This window comes from Rhodopila sp. (genome assembly GCF_965276935.1).
Taxonomy (GTDB): Bacteria; Pseudomonadota; Alphaproteobacteria; order Acetobacterales; family Acetobacteraceae; genus Rhodopila.
This window is the reverse complement of the sequence record NZ_CBDIBS010000004.1, coordinates 295,255-316,593: the sequence shown is the minus strand read 5'-3', so window position 1 is coordinate 316,593 and position 21,339 is coordinate 295,255. Positions and strand designations below refer to the sequence as shown.

Here is a 21,339-nt window from a genome sequence, read left to right as displayed (position 1 = left end):
CGTCCGCTGTCACGATGACCCGGCTGGCAACCGCTATCGGCGCTTTTCGCCTGTGCAACCCGGTCATCTGCGGCGCCGGCGAACCGGTGATGACCGAAGCCGGCATTCGTGCCGCGCTGCGGGCCGGGGCCGCCGGCGTGATCGCCAAGTCGGTCAACGAACAGCCGGCGGCGGCGCGCCAGCTCGATCGTGCCGACTATGTGCGGCTGGACGCCAATGGGATGCCGACCGCCGGGCAGGGCGTGTCGCTGTTCAACCGCTCCGGCCTGATCCAGCGCGATGCCGCGGACTGGTTCGCCGCCGTCGCCGCCATCGATCGGGATGCCGCCCGCGACGGCCGGTTCGTTGCCGCCAGCATCGTCTATGCCGGACCCGAGGGCGCCGTGGCGATCGCCGCCCAGGCCCGCCAGGCGGGCCTTCGGGTCTTCGAACTCAACGTCGGCGCACCGCATGCGGCGGAGGCCACGCCCGGCGCCATCGCCCAGGAAACCGACCCGGCGCGCCTGACTGGCCTGGTGCGCCAGGTTCGCGCCGCCACCGAGGGCATGCAGCTTTGGGTCAAGCTGACCGGGCTGTCGTCCAACCTGCCGGCCCTGACGCTGGCGGCCAGGGCCGGCGGCGCCGACGCGGTCTGCATGATGGGCCGCTTCATGGCGCTGGTCCCGGACCTCGACACATTCGAACCGGTGCTCGGCACCTCCGCCGCTTATGGCGGAGGCTGGGCGTTGCCGATCGTCTGTCGCTTTCTCGCACTGACCCGGCGTGCCGCCGGCGCGGGACTGCCGTTGCTGGGCACCAACGGCGCGCGCTCCGGCGGCGACGTGGTGCGCATGGCGCTGTGCGGCGCCGGCGCGGTGGAGCTTCTGTCGGTGACGATGCACGAGGGTTTCGCCGGATTGACGCGGATCATCGAGGAGCTGGAGACGTTCCTCGCCGGCCGTGAACTGCACTTTCAGGACCTGGTCGGACGTCTCGCCGATGGGCTGACCGGATATGGCGACCAGCCTGAATGCCCCGGTCGCTGGCGTGACTTCGTGCCGCCGGAGAGCTTGGCTGGAACGGACCTTCCGGGGTGAACAACTATCCGGGAATAGTCTTGCCTGACTTAACATGTCTGACGTGACAGGGTGTTTAGCCTGCGAAAGTCTGGAATTGCCGTGGCGATGCGGGCAAGCACGCCACCAATAATATGGCGCTCATGGTCCGCATATGCCCAGTTCCGTTCATTGCCGCCCAGCCAGAGCTTGGTATGTCGTGGCTGGATGACCGTGTTCATGCGGTCGCCGATGACGGGCCGGTGAACCGGGCTCCTCCAGGGACGATGGTTTTCCTGGTTCGGCGGGGATGGCCACGGCAATGATCGCCGCGCTCGTCAGCATGATAGCGGTGACACCCAGCCGCCCGAAGCGCATGATCATACCGTCTCCAACGATCGTTGTTTGCTTGGATGGCCCCTGAGCGGGTCAGGCGACGGCGTTTGCCCGGGTTCGCCGGGCGCCCCCACGACCGGGTGCGACCGGCGCAGCATGTGGCTCAGTTTGTCCATGTAGATGTACACCACCGGCGTGGTGAACAGCGTCAACACCTGCGACACCAGCAATCCCCCCACCATGGCGTAGCCGAGCGGCTGCCGCAGCTCCGAGCCGGTTCCGGTGCCGAGCGCCAGCGGCACGCCAGCCAGCATGGCGCACAGCGTCGTCATGAGGATGGGCCGAAACCGGAGCAGGCAGGCCTCGTGAATGGCGTCCTCGCTGGACAGGCCGCGTTCCCGTTCGGCGTGGATCGCGAAGTCAACCAGCATGATGCCGTTCTTCTTGACGATGCCAATCAGCAGGATGATGCCGATAATGCCGATCACGTCGAGGTTCATCCCGAACAGCATCAGCGTCGCCAAGGCGCCCAACCCGGCGGCCGGCAGCGTGGACAGGATCGTTAGCGGATGGATCATGCTCTCGTAAAGCATGCCCAGGATCAGGTAGACCGCGAACAAGGCTGCAAGAATGAGGATCGGCGTGCTGCTGAGCGAGCTTTGGAACGCCTGCGCGCTGCCTTGGAAGCCGGTCGCCATGGACGCCGGCAGATGCAGGCTGGCCGCGGCTTTCTGGATCGCGGTGACCGCCGCGCCAATCGACACGCCGGGACTGAGGTTGAAGCTGAGCGTGACGGACGGAAACTGTCCCTGATGGTTCACCGCCAACGGCGCGATCGTCGTCTTGAACGAGGCAATCTGGCTCAGCGGCACTTCCGTGCCGGTCTGCGAACGGACGTAGATCCGCCGCAGCGCATCCGGGCCGAGCTGATAACGCGGGTTCACCTCCAGGATCGCGTAGTATTGGTTCAGCCGCGTGTAGATCTTGGCGATGTGGCGCTGGCCGAAGGCGTCATACAATGTCGTGTCCACCCTCGCCGGATCGATCCCGAAGCGGGACGCGGTGGAGCGATCGATCTCGACCATCAGCGTCTGCCTGGACGATTGCTGGTCGCTCGCCGCGGCGGTCACCTCCGGCAGCGCCTGCAGCTTCCGCAGCAGTTTGGGCGCGTAGAGTGCCAGCTCCTGGGCGTCCACGTCTGTCATCGTGTACTGGTACTGCGTCTTGGACAGGCGGCTGCCGATCGTGATGTCCTGCGCGGACTGCATGTAGAGCGTCATCCCCTGCACTTGCTGCAGCGTCTGGGACAGCCGTGCGATCACCTGGTCGGCGGTGACGTTGCGCTGGTTCCGCGGCTTGAGCGTGATGAACACCCGGCCGTCATTCTCCGTTACGGTCGGGCCGCCGGCGCCGATGTAGCCGACGGCGGACGCCACCGCCGGGTCACGGCTGGCAAGTTCCACCAGCGCTTGCTGGCGCAGCTTCATGTCAGCGGGGGAGACATCCTGCGCCGCCTCGCTGATGCCGACGATCAGGCCGGTGTCCTGCTGCGGGAAGAACCCCTTCGGGATGACAATGAACAACTGCATCGTCGCGGCGACAGTCAGGATCATGACCGCCAGCGTGATCCGCCGATGCCGCAACGCCACGATCAGGGCTCGGTCATAGGCGGCGACCAACCCGTCCAGCCCGCGTTCCAGCAGGCGCGACAGGTAACCCGGCTTGGCATCATGTCCGGACTTCAACAGGTAGGCGCACATCATCGGCGTTAATGTCAGGGACACGAGGACGGAGACCAGGATCGACACCGCGACCGTCACCGCGAACTCCCGGAACAGCAGGCCAACCACGCCGCTCAGCAGGAACAGCGGAATGAACACCGCGATCAACGAGATGGAGATGGAGAGGATGGTGAAGCCGATTTCCGCCGCGCCCTGCAACGCGGCCTGCAGCGGCGTGGCGCCTGCCTCCAGGTGGCGGACGATGTTCTCGATCATCACGATGGCGTCGTCCACGACGAAGCCGACCGCGATGGTCAGCGCCATCAGCGACAGGTTGTCCAGGCTGTAGTTCAGCACGTACATGATCGCGAAGGTGCCGATCAGCGAGATTGGCACGGAGATGGCGGGAATGACCGTCGCCCAGAACTTGCGCAGGAAGATCGCGATCACCGCCACGACGAGGGCGATCGTCAGCATCAGGGTGAACTGCACGTCCGAGACGCTTGCCTGGATCGTCTGGGTGCGGTCGGCTACCACCTGCACCTTCAGCGCGGGTGGTACGGACGCCTGCAACTGCGGCAGGGATTTGCGGATGGCGGCGACCGTCGCGATGACGTTGGCGCCGGGCTGGCGCTGGACGGCGAGCAGCACGGCGGGTTTGCCGTTCAACCAGCCGCCGAGTGTCCGGTCGTCCGGCGCATTGATGGCTTGGCCGATGTCGCGCACCCGGACCGGCGCGCCAGCGCGGTAGGCAACGATGGTGTCGGCGAAACCCGCCGCGCTTTTCAGTTGATCGTTGGTCTGCAGCGAGAAGGTCTGTTCGGCGCCATACAATTGGCCCTTCGGCTGATCGACGGTTGCATTCACCAGCGCGGCGCGAACCTCGTCGATATCCAGGTTCGCTGCCGCAAGCTGCGCGGGATTAACCTGGATGCGTATCGACGGGCTCTGCAGCCCGCCGATGCCAACCAGCCCGACGCCGGGCACCTGGGAAATCTTCTGCGCCAGGATGGAGTTGGCGTAGTCGCTGACGGTGGTGATCGGCAGCGTGTCGGACGAGAGCGAGATCAGCAGGATCGGCTGGTCCGCCGGATTAGTCTTGCGGTAGATCGGCGGGTTGAGCAACGCAGCCGGCAATTGTCCGGCGGCTGCGTTGATCGCCGCCTGCACGTCGGACGCGGCGGAGTCGATAGTCCGGCTGCGGTCGAACTGAAGCGTGATCTGGGTGAATCCAGTGCCGCTGCTGGACGTCATCTGCGAGATGCCGGCGATTTCGCCGAACTGCCGCTCCAGCGGCGTCGCAACTGTCGCGGCCGTGGTTTGCGGGTCCGCGCCGGGCAACTGCGCGGTGACCTGGATGGTCGGGAAGTCAACGCTGGGCAACGCCGCTACCGGGAGTTTCAGGTAGCCGAGCACGCCCAGCGAGACGATCGCCACCATCAGGAGCGATGTCGCGATCGGCCTGCGGATGAAGCCGGAGGAGAGGCTCATGGCAGCAACCCAGACGTCGCCGCCGACGCATTGGCGACCTGGTCCGGCTTGGACGACACCACCACCGTGCCATCGACCAGGCGATACTGGCCCTGTTCCACGACCGACTGGCCCGCTTGCAGACCCTGACTGATCAGAGCCCTGCCGCGCTCGCGCTGGGCCACTTGAACCTGATGCGCCGCGACCTTGTTGTCCGGACCGAGCACGAACGCGAACGGACCGGCCGCCCCCTGTTGCACGGCATCGGTCGGAACCGTCAGACCATTCGGAACGATGCGGACGATCAGATCGATGTTCACGAATGTTCCGGGCCACAGCAAGCGCTTGGGATTGGGAAACAGCGCCTTGAGCTGCACGGTGCCGGTCGTCGGGTTGGCCTCGTTATTGATGAGCAGCAACATGCCGGTGTCGAGCTGCCTGGTCCCGGTCTGGTCATAGGCCACGGCCTTCACGGCGCCGTCCTCCAAAGCCTCCTGCACGGGTGTGATGGCGCTGGCCGGCAAGGTGAACAGCACGGCGATCGGCTGCACCTGCGTCACCGTCACCAGGCCGGACGCATCCGTCGGATGGATGATGTTGCCGACGTCCAGGGCGCGGACGCCGGTCACACCGTCAAACGGCGCGGTCAGCGAGGTATAGCCGAGCTGCGTTTGCGCATCTTCGACGACCGCCTGATCCAACTTCACGGCGTTCTGCATCTGGACAACCTGCGACCGCTGGTCCGTCACCTGCTGGTCCGTAGCGAACCCCTTGCTCAGGAGTGGCACGTTTCGCGCCAGATTGACCTGTATGTTGGCGACCTGCGTCTGGTCGCGCGCGAGTTGCGCCTGGGCCTGATCCAGCCTGGCTTGCTCCTGCCGCGGGTCGATCTGCGCAAGGCGGTCGCCACGCTTGACTTGCTGGCCCTCGACGAAATCCACACTCTGCAGCAGCCCGGTCACCTGCGACCGGATCACCGCTGAGTTCAGCGCCTGTACCGTCCCGAGGCCGCTGAGAATGATCGGCACGTCGCCCTGCTCCACCCGCGCCAACACGACAGGGACGGGCGGAGCCGCTTGTGCGACCGGTATCGGTGCGGGTGCCAGGACCCTATCCAATCCAAACCCGGCCGCGGCAATGAGCGCGACCCCTATGGCAATCTTGGCTGCGCGCATGACGAACTTTCAAAGCAGGTTGTCACGCTACATCGTGACGCTGGCCCAGTCCCATCGATTGATGTCACTGCGATATGCACCGGACGAATGGATCTCAGGACCCGGTCTTTCCATCCATCGATGCGGCGCCAAACAGTGGCGATGGTGACAAGATGGGTGGTAACCCCGGGAGTCGGGCTGGCAAACTCCGCTGCGCGACCCCGGTCACCTGCAAGGGGACCACTGCCGAGTTGAGTGCCTCTACCGTCCCAAGGTCGCTGGGGGTGATGGGCCCGCTGCCCTGCTCCACCTGCGCCAGCACGGCGGGTACGGGCGGAGCCGCTTGTGCAACTGATATCGAGGCGGCGGCCAGAAACAAATCCGATCCAAGTCCGGCCGCGGTGATGACCGCGAGACCCATGACAATTTTCACTGCGCGCATGACAACACCTTCAAGGTTTCGGCTATCAAGCTACGCCGTGGGTACCGCCCAGTCGCATCGATTGACTGCACCAGGGTATGCACCGGACGAATGGGCTAGCCGCGTCAGCTCTCTTGCGCGATCGAGGCAAGGCAACGCCGCACCGCTGATCGCATCCATTGATGCTCGCCCTGCCCGTCCATCCGGCGGTGCCAGGACATCGAGAGATCAACCGGGGGCGCGGAGCAGGGCAGCGGGCGGTCAACCAATGGCCAATTCCGCCGCAACCGGGCGGCGACCCGCGCGGGCAGGATGGCAACCAGATCCGATCCCGCCAATGCCTCTGGCGCAGCCAGGAACGGCAGGTTGAGTGCCACACGACGCCTCAGGCCAGCAGCCTCCAGCGCCTCGTCCAGAAAGCTTGTGCTGTCACCGGTGGATGTAAGCGTCAGGTGACGCAGCCCCGCCAGATCCTCCAGCGACAACGCGGCTGATGCCGCGGGGTGTTCGCGGCGCATGACGACCACGTAATGATCCGTCAGCACGCGGCTGCATTTGAAGCGATCGCCGCCCTCCAACAATCCAGCTAGTGCGAGGTCGATCAGCCCGGCGTCGAGTTGGTCTTGAATGTTGCGCGTGCCGCTCGGCACCACCGTCAGTCCGAGCTGCGGTGCCTCTGCCCAGATTGCGTCCACGATCCGGTTTGTCAGGGCAGCCGCCGTGTAGCCATTCACCGCGATGGTGAATGATCCCGCCATATCCGCTGGTTGGACGGCCTGAGGCTCGAGCGCCATCCGCAGGCCCGCCAATGCCTCCCGTATTGGCCCGGCAAGCTGCTCTGCGCGCGGGGTCGGGACCATGCCGTCCGCGCCTCGGACAAGCAACTCGTCCGCAAGCGTGTGACGCAGCCGCGCGAGCGCATGACTGACCGCCGGCTGGCTGAGGCCCAGGCGCTTGCCGGCCCGCGTCAGGCTGCGGTCCTGCATGACGGCGTCGAACACCGCTAGCAGGTTGAGGTCGAGGCCCTGCCAGTTGCTCAACGGCTCATTGCAGTCTGTCTCCCGCCTGCCCGCGGCAACGCCAAACCGCCGTGACAAGCGTCACAGCATGGGGGCAGGCCTCGCTGTCCACGCCTTTGTCGAGACCAGCACTGCAAGTCCGGGATAGTTGGTCTGTGCCGGCCATGACCGTGGCAGGGTGGCACGTCGGGATAAACGAGGCATTTTCCAGTGCGCGAACGCTAATCGGTTGCTCCAAACCAGCGCACTGTCAGCCCGCATTCGCCTTTTGCATGAACGCGGCGATCTCGTCGATCACTGGCAGCGCCTTGTCAGCCGCCTCGGAGTCTACATTGAACACGACCCGTTCAACGCCGAGGTCGGCGTAGCGCTTCATCAGGTCCAGCTCGCGGCGGGGAGCCCATACGGTGATGGCGATCTCCGCCGGGTCGCGCCCGGCCTCGGTGGCCATCTTGCGAAATTCCGGGATCAGGTCAGCGATCTCCCCGTAGCCGCCGCGCGCCGCCTGCGGAATCCAGCCCTCGCCGTAACGGATGGCGCGACGGGCGGAGTACGGGAAGGCGCCGCCGACGATCACCGGCGGATGCGGCTTTTGCACCGGCTTCGGCCAGGTCATCATCGGATCGAAATTGACAAATTCACCGTGATACTCGGCCTTGGGCTTGGTCCAGATTGCCTTCATCGCCTCGACCCGTTCCCGCGCCGCCTTGTGGCGGTCGGCAAACTTGATCCCGTGGTCTTCCAGCTCGTCCTGGTTCCAACTGTTGCCGATACCGAACAGGAACCGTCCGCCGGAGACCTGGTCGATGGAGGCGACCAGCTTGGCCGTCTGGATCGGGTCGCGCTGCGCCACCAGGCAGACGCCGGTGCCGACCATCAGCGTCTTGGTCGCCGCCGCCGCCGCCGTCAGGGTCACGAACGGATCCATGGCATCGTAGTACCTCTTTGGCAGATCGCCGCCACCGGGGAACGGCGACTTGCGGCTGAGCGGTATGTGGGAGTGTTCCGGAGCCCAGACGGACTCGAATCCTCGCTGCTCCAACGCCTGGCCGAGTTCGCCCGGGGCCATGGAGTAGTCGGTGAAGAACATGGATACGCCAGATTTCAGCATGATGGGTTCCTCCTGTTCGGACATGCTGCACCGGAATGCAATCTGGCTCCACCCCCTGGGCCGCTTGTTTGGCTAGGCACTGATGCGCCATTTCAAGGAAGCTCGGGCAGCGCCCCCCCTCAGAAAGGCTGAACAAGGTTTTTCCTGATAGGATGTCAATCACGCGAAGCGCCCAGGCGCTGCGTCGATCGGATCATTGGTCACCGCCCGATTTCAGCTCAGGCGAAACCCTCTCGAACATTGGAAAGTCGCAGCTCGGCCGGCGGGTCACAGGTGGCTTGCATTCCGCGCCACGCGCTTGCATAAGATCGGCATGGCCGCATCATTGCCCGCCTCGCGATTTTGGTACCGCTGGTATCCACCAGCGGCCTAGGATCGTGCATTCATAGCAGGACCCCAAAGCCGCCCCTTGCTGGCGGCTTTCGTGTTTTTGCCCTGCCTTGGAAACACAAACCGCACAAGGGAAGGCCCTCCGGTCCGCATCAACAGGAGGTTCCCATGCAGCGCAGCAGTTTCGACTTCGACGTCATCAGCGGCCCGGTTGAGCCGCGTCCCATTCCGAAACCCGCGCTTAAACCGGCACCAGCCAAACCCGCGGCCGAACCCGAGGACACAGGGCGATCGCTTGAGTGGTTGAGGGATTCCCGTGCGGGCTAGAATCGGATTCATAGGAAGCCTCTCATCAGGAGGTCTCTATGTCCATGCCAAGCCAGCCCTGCTTCTTGTCCCACTTCGCGGCCCTCCGGGACCCGCGCCAAGCGACGAAGGTGCTATATCCTCTACCGGAAATCCTGTTGCTGATGCTCTGCGGGACCATCGCCGGTGCGGACGACTTTGTCGAAATCAGCCTGTGGGGCAGCGAACGCCAGGGCTTCCTCCGCCGTTTTCTGCCGTTCAAGCACGGCATCCCGAGCCACGACACATTGTGCGACGTGATCGCGGCGATTGATCCTGAGCTGTTCAAGACATGTTTCCTGACCTGGGTAGACGGGTTGCGGACTGACACGCCCGAGATTATCGCGATCGATGGCAAGACCTCGCGTCGCAGCCATGCCCGCGGCAAAGGGCGTCTGCCGCTGCATACGGTGTCCGCCTGGGCGACGCGTCAGCGATTGGTCCTTGGACAAGAGGCGGTGTCGGCGAAATCCAATGAGATCACCGCCATTCCTGTGCTGCTGCGTCGTCTGGAACTGGCCGGCGCGTTGGTGACCATCGATGCCATGGGCACGCAGAAGGAGATTGCCCAGACGATCATCGAGGGTGGTGGCGATTACGTGCTGGCCTTGAAGGAGAACTGGCCAGCGACCTATGCCGAAGTGGAAACCGTCTTTGCCGATCCACCACCAACGCTGACGCTGCAAAGCTTCGAGACCGTCGATGGCGACCATGGCCGGATCGAAACCCGCCGCCATACGATCTGCCACGACATCAACTGGCTGTTCGCCGAGCGGCGTCATCCGGGCGAATTTGCATTCCCTGGCCTGACCGCCATCGGCATGATCGAAAGCGAAACCGAGCGGGGCGGCGTTATCCAGACAGAAACCCGATACTACCTGTGCTCAACCAAACTCAGTGCCGAGACCCTCGCCAGGGTCGTGCGGAGCCACTGGGGCATTGAGAACCGGCTGCACTGGGTGCTGGATGTGGTATTCCACGACGATTTGGCGCGCCTGCGCACCGCTCATGGCCCTGCCAACATGGCGGTCGTGAAACATACTGCCATGAATTTACTGAACCAGGCGAAACCCGTCACCAGCTTTAAGAACCGCCGTAAAAAGGCCGGCTGGAATCAGGATTATCTGGAAAACGTCATCCGGCGCATCGCATGAGACACTCAAGCGATTCCCCTGCTCGAGGACAGCGCGCCGGTTGCCGCCTCACCCCGGTCAGGCTACTGATCGATGACCTGACAGGAATTGGAAGACGCGCCATGAAACTGATGTGGTTCCACCTGATGCCGTATACCGAGCTGCCGGAGGACTTCAAGCAGAAGCATCCCTCCGTCTGGGTCGACATCCACTCGTCGCTGTTCGACCCGAAGCGCGCGCATCTGATGTACAACGACTTCATGGACGAGCTCGAGTACGCCGCCGACTGCGGCTACGACGCGATCTGCGTCAACGAGCATCATTCCAACGGCTACGGCCTCATGCCATCGCCCAACCTGATTGCCTCGTCCTTGGCGCGTCGCACCACCGACACGACGATCTGCGTCATGGGCAATTCGCTCGCGCTGTACAACCCGCCAACGCGCGTGGCGGAAGAATTCGCGATGATCGACGTGATCTCCGGCGGGCGGCTGATCGCCGGCTTCCCGGTTGGCACGCCGATGGATGATTGTTTCGCCTACGGCCAAAACCCCAGCCAGTTGCGTGACCGTTACCTGGAAGCGCACGATCTGGTGATGAAAGCCTGGAGCGAAAAAGAAACATTCGCCTTCAACGGCCGCTACAACCAGCAGCGCTACGTCAACATCTGGCCGCGGCCGATCCAGCAGCCGCATCCGCCGATCTGGATCCCCGGCGGCGGCTCGATCGAGACCTGGCAGTGGTGCGCCGAGATGGATTACGTCTATTGCTACCTGTCCTACTACGGTCACAAGGCCGGCCAGGTCACCATGGACGGCTTCTGGGCGGAGATGGACCGGCTCGGCAAGGACCGTAACCCCTACCGCGCCGGCTTCGCGCAAACCGTCGCGGTCGCCGAAAGCCGCGATCAGGCGCTGGAGATGTACACCGATGCGGCGGAATACTTCTTCGGCCGCTGCCTGCACATCGATCCGCGCTTCGCGGCGCCACCCGGCTACTCCACCGAGGCGACGCAGCGCGCTGGGCTGGCCAGCCAGGTCAGCGCCGCCGCCCTGCGCTCCGTCGCTCGCCCGACCGAGATGAAGGACCTGGTCGACGCCGGCTACATCGTTATCGGCACGCCGAGCCAGGTCACCGAGCAGATCGTCGAACTGGCCGAGAACCTTAATGTCGGCAACCTAATGCTGCTGATGCAGTTCGGCAACATGAACAAGGACCTGACCCGCTACAACACCAAGCTGTTCGCCGACAAGGTCATGCCGACGCTGAAGAAGTTTTATGCCGAATGGGAGCATTGGTGGTGGCCGAAGCCGATGGAGCCGGCGCAGCGGGCGGATGTTCCGGCCTACATGCCGGCACTGCGGGCCGCCGAGTAGGCGCGCCCGTGCCGGGGCAGGTGTAGCTTGGACAGCGTCGCACGCTGCCGGCTCCGCCCGCCCGTTCCGTCGCCGCGCGAGGTGGCCTTGTCTTTGTTCGGCTTCCTGCGCGCGGTGCGGACCAATCCGCTGACGATATGGCCGCGTGCCGCCTATGAACAGGACACCAGCGTACGCACCTTTCTCGGTCGGACGACCGTCCTGCTGAATGCACCGGAGGCGATCCACCACGTGCTGGTCGGCAATCCCGGCAACTACCGCCGCACGCCCGCGACGATCCGCATCCTGCGGCCGATTACCGGCAAGGGGCTGCTGCTCAGTGAGGGCGATGACTGGAAGTTGCAACGACGCACCATAGCACCGGCGCTGGCGCCGCGGGTGATGCCGATGCTCGCCGGCCATGTCGTCACCGCCACCGATGACCTGCTGAACCGCCTTCCGACCGACACGCCTATCGACCTGCTGGCGACGATGCAGTTCCTGGCCCTGGACATCGCCGGCCGGTCGATGTTTTCGTTGGAAATGCAACAATATGGCATTGCGATGCGGCGGCTGATCACCGAGTACTCGCAACGCTTTGCACGGCCGCATCTGCTCGACATGGTGCTGCCGCCGCGTTTGCCGACCTTGCGTGATCTGGGCCGAGCGGGTTTCAAGAAACGGTGGATGGGACTGGTCGAAACCATGATCGCGGCGCGTTCGCGCATGCCGATGCCCGACACGCCGCGCGATCTGTTCGACCTGCTTCGTTCGGCGCGCGATCCTGACACGGGTGCGGGCTTCTCCCCGGAGCAGCTTCGCGACCAGGTCGCGACGCTGATCCTGGCCGGTCACGAAACCACCGCGGTCACGCTGTTCTGGGCGCTGATCATGCTGGCCCAGGCGCCGGAGGAACAGACGCGTGTGGCGGAGGAAGCCGCCGGCGTCACGATCAAGTCTGACACCGCCCATGCCGTTGTCGCCAGCCTGGTCCGCACCCGCGCCGCGATCAACGAGACCCTGCGCCTGTTTCCGCCTGCCTTCACCATGGCGAGGCAGGCCATCACGGCCGACCGCGCGGGTGAGGTCGATTTGCCAGCCGGCACGTTGGTCTTGATCGCACCCTGGGTGCTGCATCGCCACCACGCGCTGTGGCGCGATCCGGATGTCTTCGATCCATCCCGCTTCCTGCCCGATGCGCCGCCGCCGCCACGCTTCGCCTTCATGCCGTTCGGCGCCGGCCCAAGGGTCTGCGTCGGCGCGCAATTCGCCATGACCGAGGCGGTGCTGGTCCTCGCCGCGCTGATCCGCCGGTTCGACGTGGCGCGCGAAGACAGCCGCCCGATCCTGCCCGTCGCCATCGTGACCACCCAGCCGGATCACCCGGCCTTGGTCCGGCTGACGGCGCGGACTGAGCGGAGAAAGTAAGGCCAGGGCGCTGCCCTGGACCCGCAAAGGGGCGGATGCCCCTTTGATCCCCGTCCAGGGGTTTGGGGGAGAGGGGGCGACTGAGGCGTTGATAACCCCGAGTCGCCCCCTCTCCCCCAAACCCCTAAATGGGTTCCAAGGGCGTCAGCCTTTGGCGGGGTCGAGGGGCGGAGCCCCATAAGCGCTAGGATAAGGCATTTTTAGCGTCTTTGTCTTGGCAGCGGCGCTTTCTGGGCGGCTCGGCCAGCCGCCTGCGTGCCGTTCTGCGGGTCGCCAGGCTGCGGCGTCTTCGGGGTTGTGCGAACAGAGCCACTTGCAGACGGCGGTGGTTGGATTGCCAAACCCGCCAAAGGCTGGCGTGACGGGTTGCACGGCCAGATGTTGGCTCAGGGGGGAAAGCCGAGATCCTCGCCCAGCGAAGTCTCGATCAGCACGGCGGCGATGAGATGAGCGAGCAGCCAACTGCGCGCGAGCTTGGGATCGCTTGCTTGCAACGCCGCAAAGCCGCCCAGGCTTTTCAGTCGTTTGAACGCGAGTTCCACCTGCCAGCGCATGCGGTAGAGCCGCACGACCTCCGCCGCTGTCGCCTGTTCTGGCGACAGCGAGGTCAGCAGCATCATGTATCCAGCCGCCCTCAGGGTGCGCGGATCGGTCTTGTGGCCCTTGCGACTGGCCTTGCGGTGCAGCCTCTTGTGCTGGCGCTCGGTCGCCTCGGGCGGCTTGCGCGCGATGATCAGGCGCGCGCGCACCGGGGCGCGGCCGGCGCCGATTGACACGGCGTGTTCCACCACCGACGGGCCGTTGTCGGACAGCGCCGCGACCAGATCAAAGGCCTGCCGCGACGCATCGAACACGTTCACCGAGCGCCAGCCGATCCGGGTGATGAAGTCCGCCTGGTTGGCGTGGGCATGGGCAAAGTTGCGCACCCGCGCATAGCCACGATCCTGCACCAGAACATCACCGGGCCGCACCGCCACGCAACTGAGCGCTTCGGCCGTGGCGGCCTTGGTCATCGCAAGATCGGTAAAACAGCCGCGCGCCGGTTCATAGCGCGCGTGAAGCCGCCAGTCACTGCCTTTACTGCCCGGGATCGAGACCGTGGAGCCATCCACCAGGTTGAGTTGCAGGCGCCCCTCCATTGGCGTGTCGCCGCGACGATCCGCCAGCAGCCGGTCCAGCACATCAGCCAGGAAATCACCCGAATTGCGCAATCGATCCAGCAGCGAGACGTCACAGAGATCGGCAATCCCGGCTTCGGTGGCATGGCTGGCGACCGCACGCAGCGATAGCCTGCCGGGGCCGTAGAGGAGAGCCAGATGCAGCAGGTCGGCCGCGCTGCGCACGCCACGTTTGCGCACCAGGGCTTTGTGCGTCCGGGCGCTGACCTCCAGATCAATCAGCGAAGAGACGTGGCCGACGACGCTTGGCCAATGATCCAGATGAAACAATGCGGTTTGCATCTGCCCCGGAATCACGCCAAAACGTGCCGTGTCAATCCTATCCTAGCGCTTATGGGGCGGAGCCCTCGCCTTGCTTTCTACCCTCGGCGCTGGAGGTCCGGTGCGCAGGCGAAAGTAGTCTTCAATGGTGGGCCGGGGAGGAATTGAACCGTCCGACCTCACGCTTATCAAGCGTGTGCTCTGGCGCTGAGCTACCAGCCCACACGCAGAGTGACAGAAATAACCGCACAACCGAAACCGACAAGTCCGTTACTGGACCCATATGATCTTCAAGCTGCCGTGATCAGGCTGCAACGCCCGCCATCTGGTGCTCCACCAACCGAGAGTAGACGCCACCAAGCGCCAGAAGGGACGTGTGGGTGCCGGCTTCGATCACCGTGCCGGCTTGCAGCACCAGGATCAGGTCAGCGGCGCGGATGGTCGACAGCCGGTGGGCCACGACGATGGTCGTCCGATCCGCCATCAGCGCGTCCAGCGCTGCCCGCACCGCCTGCTCGCTGATCGTGTCCAGGTGCGAGGTCGCCTCATCCAGGATCAGCAGCGGCGCGTCCTTCAGGAAGGCCCGTGCGATGGCGATACGCTGCCGCTGACCGCCCGACAGTGCGACGCCGCGCTCGCCCACCCGGGTTGCCAGCCCTTCCGGCAGGCCGGCCACGAAGCTGGCCAGCGAAGCGCGCGACAGAGCCAGCCCGACCTGTTCCGCCGTCGCGTCGGGACGCGCCAGACGCACGTTCGCCTCCAGCGTATCGTTGAACAGATAGGTGTCCTGCGCCACCAGCGCGATACGTCCGCGCAGTCCATCCAGGGTCAGCGACCGCAGGTCCATGCCGTCCAGGCAGATCGATCCGGTCGAGGGGTCCCAGAACCGCAGCAGCAGGTTCGCCACTGTCGTCTTGCCGGCGCCCGATGGGCCCACCAGCGCGACTGTCGCCCCCGCTGGCACAACAAACGACAGGTTCGACACGGCTGGCACCGAGCGTCCCGAATAAGTGAACCCAACGTCATCAAACCGCACGGCCGCACCGCCCAACGGCGCCGCCGGCTGATCCGGCCCATCAATGATGACCACCGGTTCGGCATGCACCGCCGCCAGCCGCCGGGTCGAGGCGATGGTATCGGCCAACTGCCGCCCGACCTGCGCGATTTCGGAAACCGGCAGGAACGCCGCAACCGAAATCAGCGTCACCAGCGGCAGCGCGGTGGCCGCCAACAGGCCGTGCGTCACCAGCACCGCCCCCAGCGCGGCGACCGCGAGACTGCCCAGGCTGGTCGCCACGTCCAACGCGCTCGACTGGAACGACAGATCGGCCAGCAGCGCCAGCCGCAGGCCCTGGTACTCCTTGACCGCCCGCATGAAGCCGTCCCGCCGCCGTCCCGCGGCGCCAAACACCACGATTTCGGATAGTCCCTGGATGGTTTCCGTGGCATAGGCGCTGATCGTTCCAAGCGCCCCGCGCGCGGCTGATCCCAGGTCATCGATCCGCTGCCGCCCGCGCACCGGCGATGCCCCGGCATACAGCAGGAACGGCGCCAGCACCAAGGCCAGCGGCCAGGCGATCCAGCCTAGCGCGGCCAGCACCACGCCAGGCACCAGCACCGCGACGATCGCCGGGGCGATGGTGTGAGCGAAGAAATATTCGACGGTCTCCACATCCTGCGTCGCCAGCGCCACCAGGTCGCCCGAGCGCCGCCGCAGCAGGTAAGCCGGCGCCAGCGCATCGAGTTTGCGGAACAGGTCGATCCGCAGCTCCGCCAGCAGTGCGTACGCCATGGCGTGGGCAATCCAGGACTCCAGCCAGTGCAGCACGCCGGCGAGCGGCGCGATCACCAGCAGGGCGATGACCAGAAGCTCGGTCGGCGCGTGGTTGCGCACCGCCCCCAGCACCAGGGCTCCCAGGACGCTGACGCCGATGAAGGCAACGACCCGGCCGATGCCGCACAGCACGGTGATCGCCAACTGCCCACGATACGGCCGTACCACCCGCAGCAGGGTCTTGATCGTGGCGGGCCAGCCGACCGAGGCGGCGTCCTGTGTCAGGCTGCCGGCCACCGCACCGCCGAAGAGCATGTCCGCCGAACCGGCCTCGGGTTGCGCCGCGGGCCGCTGCAGCACTTCGGCGTCCCGTTCGGCCAACTGCGGTCCCATCAGGTCGCGATAGGGGCCGTCCTGGCGGATCAGGTCGGGGTGCGCGCCGGATTGCACGACTGCCCCGTCGTCCAGCACCAGGATGCGGTCGGCGCCGATCACGCTGGACAGGCGGTGCGCCAGGATCAGCGTGGTGCGCCCGGCCATCAGCCGATCGAGTGCCTGCTGAATGACCGCTTCGTTTTCGGCATCGACCGAGGACAACGCCTCATCCAGCACGAGTATGGGTGAATCCCGCAACAGCGCCCGTGCGATCGCGATGCGCTGACGCTGGCCGCCGGAAAGCTGCGTGCCGCGTTCACCGATGATCGTCCGGTAGCCCTGCGGCAGGGCGCTGATGAAGCCATGCGCATTGGCGGCAATGGCGGCGGCGGTCAGCTGCTGGGGCGTCGCATCGGGCGCACCGAGCCGAAGGTTCTCCTCGACCGTGCCATGGAACAGGTAGGTGTCCTGCGCGACCATGGCGATCATGCCGCGCACCTGCGCCGGGTCCAGGCTCCGGATGTTGTGGCCGCCGATGCGGATGGCGCCCCCGCTCGGCTCATGCAGGCGCAGCAGCAGCCGAACAATCGTCGATTTACCCGCGCCGCTCGGCCCCACGATGCCGACGCGCTCGCCAGCGCCGATGCGGAAATCCAGGCCGCGGTGCGCCGGCCGCCGGCCGCCTGGGTAGGCGAAGGTGACGCTGTCGAAGGCGATCTCCGACGTCACCGCGGCGATTTGCGTGCCGGTCGGCGCGGCGACATCGGTGTCCAGCAGGGCATTGATCCCGCTCGCCGCCGCCTGGCCGTTCAGCCCCTGGTGCAGCACGGTCCGCAGGTCGCGCAGCGGCCGGAAGATCTCCGTCCCCGCCATCAGCACAATCAGCAGCGCCTCCAGGCTCATAGCGCCGTGCTCGACCCGCCAGGTGCCCAGCGCCAGCGCGGCGGCCGAACCCAGGGCGGTGCCCAGATCGGTCAGGCCGCGCGTCGCCACATTCAGCGACAGCACCCAGAACGTGCTGTCCGACAGGGCGCGGGCGCGGGCGGCGAGGGTCCGGCCATAGGCGGCGCTCTGCCCAAACGCCTTCAGCGTCGGCAATCCCTGCACCGCGTCCAGGAACTCCTCGCCAAACGCCTTGAACGCTGCCTGGCGGGCGTGGGACGCCCGGCCGGTTCTGCGGTGCACAGTGGCGGGCAGCAGCAGAGTGAACAGCGCAGCCGCCAGCATCACCGCGGCGACCGGCACATCCCACCAGGCGATGAACACGAAAATCGCGACGGGTGCGCAGATCGCGATGGTGACCTGCGGCAGGTACTGGCCGAAGAACGACTGAAGCTGCTCCACCCCATCGACCATCGACAGCATCACGCCGCCAGTCCGCTCCGCCCCGAACCAGGCGGGGCCGAGCGCGACGATCTTGTCATAGAGGCGTCCGCGCAGGGTCTGCTGCACGCGCGCGGCGGTGCAATGGGCGATCATGCCGCGGTGATGGTCCAGCCAGGCACGCAGCAGGATCGCGGCACCGGCGGCCAGCAATGGCGGGATCAGGTGCGCGGCATTGTCATTGCGGAACACGCCGGCCAGGAAGCGGCCCAGGAAGGCGAAACGGGCAATGCCAACCGCCAGGGCGAGCAAGCCGAACAGGGCGGAGAGGGCAATGCGCCCACGCAGGCCGGCGGTCATGCGCCAGAGCTTGAGGTCAAAGTGCATGGCCGATGATGCCTGACGCGCCATTCAGCGTCGATGGTGCGGATGACGCTTAAAGTACTGGGTAAGTATTGACACATAAACAGGTTGCGCATTTGTATGTTACTTCAACCCAAAGTAGAACATCACTGACAAACGACAAGTGTGTCTGCACTGGTCCACGGCGCGTTCGTCATCATGACCCATCCAAGGACGAAGCTTGGAAACAGTGCCCGAATCAACTTGCTCTGTCGCGAAAAGCGGTAGTCTGTGCCTCATCTTCGCGCTCGGCCGCCAATTTAACCATGAAGGTGATACTAAAATATTAGCATTGCGCCGTTATAGCAGGATTTGTCGAAATAAAGTGCCTTTTGCAACCGATACGGTAACCGCGACGTGATAAAGATCGGCTGTTATCGCCAAATAATAACCCCTATGAAGCAACGGTGGAATGCGTCGCACGGGGGCAGCACATGCAATCGCCAAATAACACAGTAATAAGCCTGGCCACGCAGCAGATCGTGGACCTGAACGGCAATGTCTGGTCGATTCTGAATGGTCAGGTCGCGGTTAACGGCAGCGTCGACTTAACGACTGGCAACGTCATTGAAATGGCCTACGAGAACGGCACGATCTGGCAGAAGAATTCCGCTAATCTTTGGTGGAGCAAGACCATGCCGTCCGGCTCCTGGTCGCCATCTTACGGCACCATGGTCGATCCGATACCCAATCAGGTTGCCTCACCCAACAACACGCTGCTCACGATCAACGCCGTTGGCGCGAGCCTGTCAGCGATCACGGATGCCAGCGGCAACGTCTGGTCCATCGTTAGCGGCCAGGTCGCGCTCAATGGCGTTGTCGATGCGACCACGCGCAGCGTCATCGCACTGGCTTACGAGAATGGCACGATCTGGCAAAAGAACGCCGACAACCTGTGGTGGGGCAAGACCACGCCTGCCAGTTTCTGGTCGCCGCCGTACGGCACCTCGGTCGATCCGATCCCCAATCAGGTCGCCTCGCCCAACAACACGGTCATCGCCGAGGGCAATGCCGGAACGGTCGGCACCTTCACCGACGCAAGCGGCAACATCTGGTCCATCGCGGCCGGTCAGGTGACGCTGAACGGTGCGGCCGATCCGACCACCGCCAATGTAACCCAGATGGCCTATGTCAACGGGCAAGTCTGGCAGGAGAACGCCAGCGGCTTATGGTGGAGCAAGACCACGCCGGCCAGTCCATGGTCGCCGCCCTACGGCAGTGCCGCGAACCCCGTGCAGGGGGTCGATATCAACCTCGCCTTCAACGCGGCCAGTCCGGGTTCCGGGGCGGTGTTCAACCTTGGCATGTTGTCAGCATCGGGGACCGGCGGGGAGCCGGGATCCACGGCACTGTCCATGCCATACGCGGCGGCCGGCGTGACAACCACGGGCGTGCAACTGACGGACTACAATCTCGCATTCTCGGCTCTCGTCCAGTTGGGATACGGCCCCCTGATCATTGACGGCAACAGCGGCCTTGCTGATGACTCCACGCTGTCGTTTCAACTCAAAGGCACCGGGGGCCTGCCGCCGGGGCCGCTTGAAAACAATGGGACGATGACGGTTTCCGCCTCCACGCTGACCGTTGGCGTGTTGACCGGCCAAGGCGTCATCACCGCAACCGGCAACAGCACGCTGGACATCGATGCGGCCGACACCGGCGAGACGATCCAGCTTCAAGCCGGCCAACTTTATATTGGCGGCGCGTCGCAGCAGACCGATGCTGGGATGACCTTCCTGGCGCCGATCACGGATTTTGGCGCGGGCAGCGCGATCACCCTTTATGCAACCCAGGCGACGGACGAGGTCTTCGTCAGGCGCGGCCCGACCGCCGGCGAACTGTATCTCTACAACGGTACTGTGATGGTCGCGGACCTGCTGATCAGCGGCCAGACCAACATCTATGCCTCGGCCGCGAACGGCTCGGTTACATTGAGCGCAACCGACAGCGCCGGCGCTCTGCCGATCGTCGGCAGCGCGAACAACACCGTGGTCGCGGCCAATCCGACCGGGTCATCCGGCGCGGTCTTCGACGCCGGCGGCAACGCCTGGACGATTACCAGCGGCGGCAAGGTTGCCTTCAACGGCGTCGCCATCCCAGCCACGGCCAATGTCATCGAACTTGCCTATGTGGGCGGCGTCGTCTGGCAGGAGAACAGCAGCGACAACTGGGTTTCGATCGTCCATACCGGAACGACGTTCAGCACCAGCGCGGCGCCGACGACCGTGAACCCGGTGCAGGGCGTCAATCTCGATCTCCAGACCGGCACACCCGGCACCGGTGCTGGCGAAACGTTCAGTGTGGGCGCCCTGAGCGCCTCGTCGGGTTCCTCGACAATCAGAATACCGACCGGTGCGGCAAGTCTCACGAGCACGGGGGTTCAGCTTGCGAGTTCGTCGCTCCTGGTTGAGGACTTTAACGGCAATGGCCAATTGATCATCGACGGCAACAGCACGTTGGCCGCGGGCGCGCGGCTGAACGTGCAGGAACTGGGCGCCACAAGCCTGCCGAACGGGCCGCTGGCGAACAACGGCACGATGACGGTCTCGGCCGCCACGCTTCAGGTCGGCAGCCTGACTGGTACTGGCGTCGTCAGCGGAACCGCCAGCAGCGATCTGGAGGTCGGATCGGCCGGCGGCGGTGAAACAATCCAGCTTTCGGCCGCCACGCTTTTTATCGGCGGTGGCGTCGGCGGAGTGGCCAACCCCGGCATGAATTTCCTGGCGCCGATTACGAATTTCGGCGCCAGCAGCTCGATCATTCTTTTCCAGACCAATGCAACGAGCGAGGTGTTCAACCACACCAGCCCGACGGCGGGGGAACTGTTTCTCTACAACAGCGCCAAGATGGTGGCGGACCTGCACATCAGCGGCCAGGCCAACCTCTATGCATCGTTCAATCCGGAGCCCGCCTTCGGCCCGTACGGATCGGTCACGCTGACCGCGACCGACGGCGGCCATTCACTGCCGATCACCAGCCACTGAGGGGATTGCCCGGAAGTCACGGGGTTTAGCCGCGAACCAACCCAGACAACGTTGACTGTTTAGCCCGCGCCTGATCGAGTTGCTCTTGCTATGGCAGCCAAAAACGGCAGCCGAGTTCGCCGTTGGGCGGCAATGTTCCGAGTGAGATAGGTATCTTGTCAAACCGAGATAACGTGTGACAAGCG

The 21,339-nt window shown here is 64.9% G+C and carries 12 protein-coding genes and 1 tRNA gene; 5 read left to right on the top strand and 8 right to left on the bottom strand.

Going from position 1 to position 21,339, the window contains the following annotated elements; all coding sequences use genetic code 11:
• Positions 1-14: 14 nt before the first annotated feature.
• Positions 15-1,076, top strand: coding sequence for a dihydroorotate dehydrogenase (locus ACQY4S_RS17795; RefSeq protein WP_428486565.1), 1,062 nt, complete (start codon positions 15-17; stop codon positions 1,074-1,076).
• Positions 1,077-1,105: 29 nt separating this feature from the next.
• Here the strand turns inward: ACQY4S_RS17795 and ACQY4S_RS17790 are convergent, their stop codons facing one another.
• The 5 genes from ACQY4S_RS17790 to ACQY4S_RS17770 form a co-directional block, all read right to left on the bottom strand.
• Positions 1,106-1,276, bottom strand: a complete 171-nt coding sequence (locus ACQY4S_RS17790) for a hypothetical protein (RefSeq protein WP_428486564.1) — start codon at positions 1,274-1,276, stop codon at positions 1,106-1,108.
• 138 nt (positions 1,277-1,414) lie between these two features.
• A complete protein-coding gene (locus tag ACQY4S_RS17785; protein WP_428486563.1) occupies positions 1,415-4,582 on the bottom strand; it encodes an efflux RND transporter permease subunit in 3,168 nt (1,055 codons plus the stop codon).
• Positions 4,579-5,736 carry an efflux RND transporter periplasmic adaptor subunit gene (locus tag ACQY4S_RS17780; RefSeq protein WP_428486562.1) on the bottom strand — a complete coding sequence of 386 codons (1,158 nt, stop codon included), beginning with the start codon at positions 5,734-5,736 and terminating at the stop codon, positions 4,579-4,581. The genes ACQY4S_RS17785 and ACQY4S_RS17780 overlap by 4 nt, the downstream gene beginning before the upstream one ends.
• Before the next feature lie 525 nt (positions 5,737-6,261).
• A complete protein-coding gene (locus ACQY4S_RS17775) occupies positions 6,262-7,233 on the bottom strand; it encodes a LysR family transcriptional regulator (RefSeq protein WP_428486561.1) in 972 nt (323 codons plus the stop codon).
• Between the two features lie 172 nt (positions 7,234-7,405).
• Complete coding sequence (locus ACQY4S_RS17770; protein WP_428486560.1) at positions 7,406-8,266, bottom strand: LLM class F420-dependent oxidoreductase; 861 nt, start codon at positions 8,264-8,266, stop codon at positions 7,406-7,408.
• A 695-nt stretch (positions 8,267-8,961) separates the two neighbouring features.
• On the opposite strand from ACQY4S_RS17770, the gene ACQY4S_RS17765 reads away from it, so the two are divergent.
• From ACQY4S_RS17765 to ACQY4S_RS17755, 3 genes are all read left to right on the top strand, one after another.
• Positions 8,962-10,095: an ISAs1 family transposase gene (locus ACQY4S_RS17765; protein ID WP_428483659.1), complete on the top strand. Its 1,134-nt coding sequence runs from the start codon at positions 8,962-8,964 to the stop codon at positions 10,093-10,095.
• A gap of 101 nt (positions 10,096-10,196) precedes the next feature.
• A complete protein-coding gene (locus tag ACQY4S_RS17760) occupies positions 10,197-11,450 on the top strand; it encodes an LLM class flavin-dependent oxidoreductase (RefSeq protein WP_428486559.1) in 1,254 nt (417 codons plus the stop codon).
• Positions 11,451-11,537: 87 nt separating this feature from the next.
• Positions 11,538-12,857 (top strand): cytochrome P450, encoded by a 1,320-nt coding sequence (locus tag ACQY4S_RS17755; protein ID WP_428486558.1) that lies wholly within the window; start codon positions 11,538-11,540, stop codon positions 12,855-12,857.
• Positions 12,858-13,243: 386 nt separating this feature from the next.
• Here ACQY4S_RS17755 and ACQY4S_RS17750 read toward each other — a convergent pair whose 3' ends face one another.
• From ACQY4S_RS17750 to ACQY4S_RS17740, 3 genes are all read right to left on the bottom strand, one after another.
• Complete coding sequence (locus ACQY4S_RS17750) at positions 13,244-14,317, bottom strand: IS4 family transposase (protein WP_428483734.1); 1,074 nt, start codon at positions 14,315-14,317, stop codon at positions 13,244-13,246.
• A gap of 125 nt (positions 14,318-14,442) precedes the next feature.
• Positions 14,443-14,518, bottom strand: a tRNA-Ile gene (locus ACQY4S_RS17745).
• 82 nt (positions 14,519-14,600) lie between these two features.
• Positions 14,601-18,155, bottom strand: a complete 3,555-nt coding sequence (locus ACQY4S_RS17740; protein ID WP_428486557.1) for an ATP-binding cassette domain-containing protein — start codon at positions 18,153-18,155, stop codon at positions 14,601-14,603.
• A gap of 449 nt (positions 18,156-18,604) precedes the next feature.
• Here ACQY4S_RS17740 and ACQY4S_RS17735 point away from each other — a divergent pair, with 449 nt between their 5' ends.
• Positions 18,605-21,154: a beta strand repeat-containing protein gene (locus ACQY4S_RS17735; RefSeq protein ID WP_428486556.1), complete on the top strand. Its 2,550-nt coding sequence runs from the start codon at positions 18,605-18,607 to the stop codon at positions 21,152-21,154.
• Positions 21,155-21,339: the final 185 nt, after the last annotated feature.

Excerpts from the sequence above, each read along its gene's own strand:
- ACQY4S_RS17780 (WP_428486562.1), bottom strand. The coding sequence starts at position 5,736 with ATGCGCGCAGCCAAGATTGCCATAGGGGTCGCGCTCATTGCCGCGGCC.
- ACQY4S_RS17795 (WP_428486565.1), top strand. The coding sequence starts at position 15 with ATGACCCGGCTGGCAACCGCTATCGGCGCTTTTCGCCTGTGCAACCCG.
- ACQY4S_RS17770 (WP_428486560.1), bottom strand. The coding sequence starts at position 8,266 with ATGCTGAAATCTGGCGTATCCATGTTCTTCACCGACTACTCCATGGCC.
- ACQY4S_RS17765 (WP_428483659.1), top strand. The coding sequence starts at position 8,962 with ATGTCCATGCCAAGCCAGCCCTGCTTCTTGTCCCACTTCGCGGCCCTC.
- ACQY4S_RS17790 (WP_428486564.1), bottom strand. The coding sequence starts at position 1,276 with ATGAACACGGTCATCCAGCCACGACATACCAAGCTCTGGCTGGGCGGC.
- ACQY4S_RS17750 (WP_428483734.1), bottom strand. The coding sequence starts at position 14,317 with ATGCAAACCGCATTGTTTCATCTGGATCATTGGCCAAGCGTCGTCGGC.
- ACQY4S_RS17740 (WP_428486557.1), bottom strand. The coding sequence starts at position 18,155 with ATGCACTTTGACCTCAAGCTCTGGCGCATGACCGCCGGCCTGCGTGGG.
- ACQY4S_RS17735 (WP_428486556.1), top strand. The coding sequence starts at position 18,605 with ATGCAATCGCCAAATAACACAGTAATAAGCCTGGCCACGCAGCAGATC.
- ACQY4S_RS17785 (WP_428486563.1), bottom strand. The coding sequence starts at position 4,582 with ATGAGCCTCTCCTCCGGCTTCATCCGCAGGCCGATCGCGACATCGCTC.
- ACQY4S_RS17760 (WP_428486559.1), top strand. The coding sequence starts at position 10,197 with ATGAAACTGATGTGGTTCCACCTGATGCCGTATACCGAGCTGCCGGAG.